Consider the following 5,854-nt stretch of genomic DNA (forward strand, 5'->3'; position numbering starts at 1 on the left):
AAGAGACAAAAGAGCTTTTATGGCAGCACCCACACAATGCAGGAATGCAATCAGCAAGGGAACTTCTAAAGATTGAGCGAGAGATTTTAGATTCTTGCGATCAGACTCTGTGCTTTATAAAACATTTTCCATAAAGGTATTTGAGCGATGGCACTATCCCTTGCTTTTTCATACTCATCTTTTGGATACATTTTGTCCCATGCTTCCATGAGTTTTTTCTCTTGATCGCTTAAGCGGATATTATAAGTTTCACTCATGTAAAGATATGTGCGGGCGATAAGCCCTTTAGAATAGTTTGCAGGATAGAATCTCTTTGCTTTAAAGTCAGTATAAACCTTGCAATTTCCATATTGATTATAGACTATATATCGTGGGGCTTCTGCGTATCTAAAGTTGCTTCTGTCTGCATTTATTTCGCCTATTGCTGGGACAAGGTTTCTTGGGTCTGCTTCCATGAGATTAAAGGTTTTATCATCCCTGCATGCTTTTCTGCCGCCTTTTTGCCAACATGGGAGATGATGTCCAAAGTTATGGGCTGGCATGATATGCTCAAACTCAATATTTTGTGTGCGTTCATTAATTGTCTTTTTCTTTGTGAGTGGCTTTCTGGGGGTGTAGTGTGGAGATTCTATTAGCTTTATACCATTATCTGTGATTTGAAAGGGTGCTTTGCAATAAAACTCGGTTGTAAAGCCTTTAGATTCCCATATCTTTGTCAATATCTCTTTAGTCTCGCGGAATGTTTGCGGTGGCTTTAATCCATCAAAAAGCAAGTAAGCAAATAAGGTTAGTAGAGAAGCAATACTTATAGTTTTTAATCTACGCACAAAACACCTTTCATATTTTTATAAAACATATAAAACTTGTTACAAAACATTGACTACAACACTAAAAGATTCTAAGAATCACAAATCACCCCAAAGATTACTGCCATCAATTAAGAGGTTCTAAGCCTTTACAACAACTCAACAATCTCTCTCAAACATTTCACAACATAACTTATAGAATCTTGCGTGATAACATAAGGTGGCATAAAGTAGATTGTATTCCCAAGTGGGCGAAGTAGCAAGCCCCTTTTTAAGCCCTCTTCAAAGATAAATATATTTGGTCGCTCTTTATCTGTAATAACATCAAAGGCTATAACCATGCCGCATATTCGCATATTGACTACCTTAGAAGAATCTTTTAGAATCTCAAATTCCTTTTTCATAAATAGACTTAATTGCTTATTCTTCTCAATGATATTTTTCTGCTGAAAGATATCAAGCACCGCATTTGCCGCCGCACATGCAAGTGTGTTACCTGTATAGCTATGTGAGTGTAAAAACGCCTTATATGTGCTATATGGCGCATAAAAAACATCATATATAGAATCTGAAGTAATCACAACTGAAAGTGGCATATATCCACCACTAATACCCTTTGATAAGCATAGATAATCTGGCACAACATCGCATTGCTCTAGTGCAAACATGCTTCCTGTGCGACCAAAGCCAACGGCTATTTCATCAAAAATGATTTGGATTCCATACTTCCTGCATAAAGCTATCGAATCTTTAATATAGTCTTTATTATACATGTGCATATTACCTGCACACTGGATTAAAGGCTCTAAGATAAACGCACAGATTCTATCGCCATACTCTTTTAGAATCTTTTCTAGCGATTCTAGTGCATGAGAGTAATCGCCAAATTGCGTTTCTGGGACTTCTGTGCGTAAAGATTCTAATAAAAGCGGGGCATAAGTCTCTTTATACAAAGCTACATCACCAACGCTTAAAGTCCCTATTGTCTCGCCATGGTATGAGTTTGTGAGTGAGAGAAAAAGATTGCGATTAATATTAAGATTGCGAAAATAATGAAAACTCATCTTCAATGCTACTTCAATAGCAGATGATCCATTATCCGCATAAAAGCATTTATTAAGTGGTTGTGGTAGCATATCACAAAGCCGCTTAGATAGATTGATAATAGGCTCATGGCTAAATCCAGCTAGAATCACATGTTCTAAATTATCAAGTTGCTCTTTTATCGCTGCATTAATATAGTCATTACAATGTCCAAAGAGATTCACCCACCAGCTACTCACACAATCAATATAGCTTTTATCATTAAAGTCATACAGATAGATTCCCTTTGCCCTTTTTATAGGGATAATGGGTAATTTCTCATGGTCTTTCATCTGCGTGCATGGATGCCAAATATGTGCTAAATCAAGCATGGCTAAATTATCATTTTGCATGAAATACCTTTATATAAAATCATCTCTTTATAGTAAAATAGTAACTAAAAATCGCATTTTTTGCAATGCCAATAAAAAGGAAAAGAATGCAGGCTACAAAAATACTACAAGCCCTAAAAGATGATAACAATCTACGCACACTGCAAGATATACAGCACGATGGCATATATATCATAAAAGATAATAAAAGATTGCTAAATCTCTCTAGCAATGATTATTTAGGTATTGCTACTGATAGGGAGTTACGAGAGGAATTTTTTGATACGATAGATAAAGAAAGTTTGCTTTTAGGTAGCACTTCATCGCGTAGCCTAAGTGGAAATTATAGAATCTTTACGCAGTTAGAAGACTATATCGCCGCACAATTTAGTAATAAATCTTGCCTACTCTTTAATAGCGGCTATCATCTTAATATCTCTTGTATGCAAGCCCTAAGCGAGTTTAGTAATGTATTGTTTGTCGTGGATAAATTCGTGCATGCAAGCATTATCGATGGCTTAAGGCTTGGTGGAAAACGCTTTATGCGATACGCTCATAATGATATGCAATCTCTTGCAAGTATTTTAGAAAAGACACATAATCAATATGAAAGCATTATTATTGTGAGTGAGGGGCTTTTTAGCATGGATGGCGACTTAGCACAGCTAGATTCTCTCTGTGCGTTTAAACAGCAATATAGTAATGTTATGCTCTATCTTGATGAAGCCCATAGCGTTGGGGTATTTGGTGAAAATGGGCTAGGTTTAGCTAGTCTAGGCTATGAAAATTCTATTGATTTTTTAGTCTATACTTTTGGTAAGGCGATTGGGTCTTTTGGGGCGTGTATGATTTGTTCACCTCATCTCAAAGACTTTTTTATTAATAAAGCAAGGGGCTTTATCTACTCAACCGCCATCGCACCTATAAATGTAGCATGGAATCTTTTTGTATTTCAAAAGCTTAAATCCATGCAAAATAGAAGAAAACATCTATTACATCTAAGTGAGCTATTACGCAAAGAGTGTGCGAAATATAATATAAACTTAATGGGTGAAGCACAGATACTATCACTCATCGCCCATACAAATGAAAATGCCCTTTTACTTGCCGATAAACTTAGTCATAAAGGCTTTTTTGCCCCAGCGATTAAAACCCCAAGTGTCCCACCAAACACAGCACGACTTAGAATCTCTCTCACAAGTAACATGCAAGAAGAAATGATGATAGAGCTTGTCTCTACATTAAATGCTAATAGAATCTAATTCACATTATAACACATACAACACACCCTAAAATGCGCATCTTATACAAAAAATCCAAAATATTTTTTATACTTTTATAGAAAATTTTATTTTGGCACACCTTTTGCTTCATACATGTCAAGTGCAAGGTTTGCACAAATACTCTTTTAATAAGGACATTATATGAAAAAGACAATTTTGGCGGCTTCAGTTATTTCTGTAGCTCTTTTAACTGGTTGTGTAGATAGCGGTTCAAGTGTAGATAATGCAGCTTTAGTTCCACCTGCAGCAGGTCCAGCTTTAGCACCTTTATCTGTGCCTACTTACCCACCTGTGGGTTATAATGCTAATCCTAGCCTTATGGCTTCAGCCCCTGTTGGCAATAGCGGCATTGTAGCACAGCCTACAACACCACCAGTAGCAGCTCCATCAGTGCAAACCGCATATCCAATGCAAGCAGGACCAGCAGTCCCACCATCACAATATGATTATAATCCAGCACCTCGCTATGATAGAGGTGATTATTCACGCAATACAAGAAGTGGTAGTGGTGGTTATGAGCAAGGCTTTGATAGATCAAATGCAAATAACTTTAGTGATATGAGAAAAGGGGCAAGCGATAGTGATATATCTGTTGGGATTCAAAACTCTCCATTACTAACACCAAATAATATTATTGAGATTCAAGCGGTTGGTATGGGTGTAGCTCCAGAATCTACGGTATCTCCAGCACAAGCCCTAGCATTAGCAAAGCGTGCAGCAATCGTAGATGCGTATAGGCAAATCGGTGAAAAAATGTATGGTATCAGAATCAACGCAAACGATACAATCCGTGATGCAATCGCACAAAACTCAACTATCAAAGGCAGAGTGCAAGCTTTAATTAAAAATGCAGAAATCACAGAAACAGCATATAAAGATGGCTTGTGTCAAGTAAATATGGAAGTAAAACTTGATGGTAGAATCTGGCATCGTGTTTTGAATAATGGTTAATTTTCACATAGAATGTGCTAATATTACAGAATGCAAAAAATAAAAAGGTTTAGAATGTGTAAATTGCAAAGCGGTTTTGCCTATATCGCTAAGGGTTTTAGTGTATGTATTTTGGGATTGTTTATAGCGGCGTGTTCGTGGAAAAGCGACAAAGAGCTTACTAATCCAAAGAATCCAGATGGTATCTATGACCCTATGATGAATGGCGGCAGTGCAAACGCACAAGCTGAAAATGTATTTACACCGCAAGAGCAAGAGCCACAAAACCTTATCACAAGCAATGTAAAGCTGCTTTACATTAATACCGCACCTTTCAAGTTTTATGACTATGGGAGGCTTAATACCTATAAAAGCGGACTTGTGAAGCTAGAGCTTTTTAAATATGCACAAACTATCGGTAGTATTCGCATTAAAGCGGGGAGAATGTGTGTGCTTACAGAATGCAGCTATAAATGGCCTATCTCTAAGAAGTTTTTTGGGAAAGTGAGCTATGGTGATTTATTTGAAGACATTCTATTTGGACGAGATATATTTGGTGGCAAAGGGAAGCAAGTAGGTCCCAATGGAGTTTCGGTGCAAAGATTCCAACAATCAGGTGAAATGATTTACTATGAAAGAAAGCCGGGCCACACTTTGTTTAAAAATATGTCCACAGGAGTAACCATTGGGGTTGATGACTATACACCTTTATCGCCAGATAATGGCGTGCAAAACACACTCAAACTCCCGCAATAATTTCTCTTTTGTTATGGAATCTCGTTTGTTGTGAGATTCTCTACTCATTTCTTAAATATATCTAAGGCTTAATAATGTTTGGTAGCTTGGAGTTCGCATACCATTTTGGGTTGGTTTCACAAGGCTTTGGAGTGTAGTGCGTAGATTCTAGCTTCATATTGCATTAAGTCTCCAAACAAAACAAAATATCTAAAAAGCTAGGAATCCTAAAAAAGATATTTTGTTTTATTTATGGAAACTTTGGGTTTAATGGATTTATAGACTTTTAGATTCTGTAATGTATGGAATATAAGTTTTGTTTATTGTTATATTGAGCATTACGAAAAAGGCGAAATATCATTTTTAGATTCCAAGTCTTTGGGTGGGTGCAGGGTTTAGGGTGCAATATAGCAATATTTTAGATTCTATAAAAGATATTTCGTGCTTACGCACTCGCACGACCAAAGCTCTTGCCCACACTTGCAAATATGACACAACCTTAGATTCCAAACCATTGGGTTGTCATTTTGAGTGTAGCGAAACATCTAGCATAGAATCCAAAATAAACACAAAAACTATCAGAACGCATAAAACCTCATGTAAAGCAAAATATGTATAAAGATTTATAATTTAAAAAATATTTCTGTATGTTTTCTATTTATTTACTATTTGTTTTTTTTTGTAG

6 protein-coding genes are annotated in these 5,854 nt (G+C 36.5%); 4 read left to right on the top strand and 2 right to left on the bottom strand.

Going from position 1 to position 5,854, the window contains the following annotated elements; genetic code table 11:
• Window positions 1-86 precede the first annotated feature (86 nt).
• Window positions 87-773, bottom strand: a complete 687-nt coding sequence (locus T368_RS14035) for an endonuclease (RefSeq protein ID WP_051053852.1) — start codon at window positions 771-773, stop codon at window positions 87-89.
• A gap of 182 nt (window positions 774-955) precedes the next feature.
• Window positions 956-2,242, bottom strand: coding sequence for an adenosylmethionine--8-amino-7-oxononanoate transaminase (locus T368_RS0110725; RefSeq protein WP_004085968.1), 1,287 nt, complete (start codon window positions 2,240-2,242; stop codon window positions 956-958).
• 86 nt (window positions 2,243-2,328) lie between these two features.
• Here T368_RS0110725 and T368_RS0110730 point away from each other — a divergent pair, with 86 nt between their 5' ends.
• The 4 genes from T368_RS0110730 to T368_RS0110750 all read left to right on the top strand — a co-directional run bounded on the left by T368_RS0110730 (window position 2,329) and on the right by T368_RS0110750 (window position 5,788).
• On the top strand, window positions 2,329-3,483 hold the full coding sequence (locus T368_RS0110730; RefSeq protein ID WP_004085966.1) for an aminotransferase class I/II-fold pyridoxal phosphate-dependent enzyme: 1,155 nt from the start codon (window positions 2,329-2,331) through the stop codon (window positions 3,481-3,483).
• Between the two features lie 162 nt (window positions 3,484-3,645).
• Window positions 3,646-4,455 (top strand): LPP20 family lipoprotein, encoded by an 810-nt coding sequence (locus T368_RS16910; RefSeq protein ID WP_004085965.1) that lies wholly within the window; start codon window positions 3,646-3,648, stop codon window positions 4,453-4,455.
• 54 nt (window positions 4,456-4,509) lie between these two features.
• The gene (locus T368_RS0110745) at window positions 4,510-5,190 is read left to right on the top strand and encodes an HP0838 family lipoprotein (protein WP_004085963.1); all 681 of its coding nucleotides are present in this window, start codon (window positions 4,510-4,512) and stop codon (window positions 5,188-5,190) included.
• A gap of 379 nt (window positions 5,191-5,569) precedes the next feature.
• A complete protein-coding gene (locus tag T368_RS0110750) occupies window positions 5,570-5,788 on the top strand; it encodes a hypothetical protein (RefSeq protein WP_138160850.1) in 219 nt (72 codons plus the stop codon).
• The last annotated feature ends 66 nt before the right edge of the window (window positions 5,789-5,854 follow it).

The organism is Helicobacter bilis ATCC 51630, assembly GCF_000686565.1.
GTDB lineage: Bacteria > Campylobacterota > Campylobacteria > Campylobacterales > Helicobacteraceae > Helicobacter_A > Helicobacter_A bilis.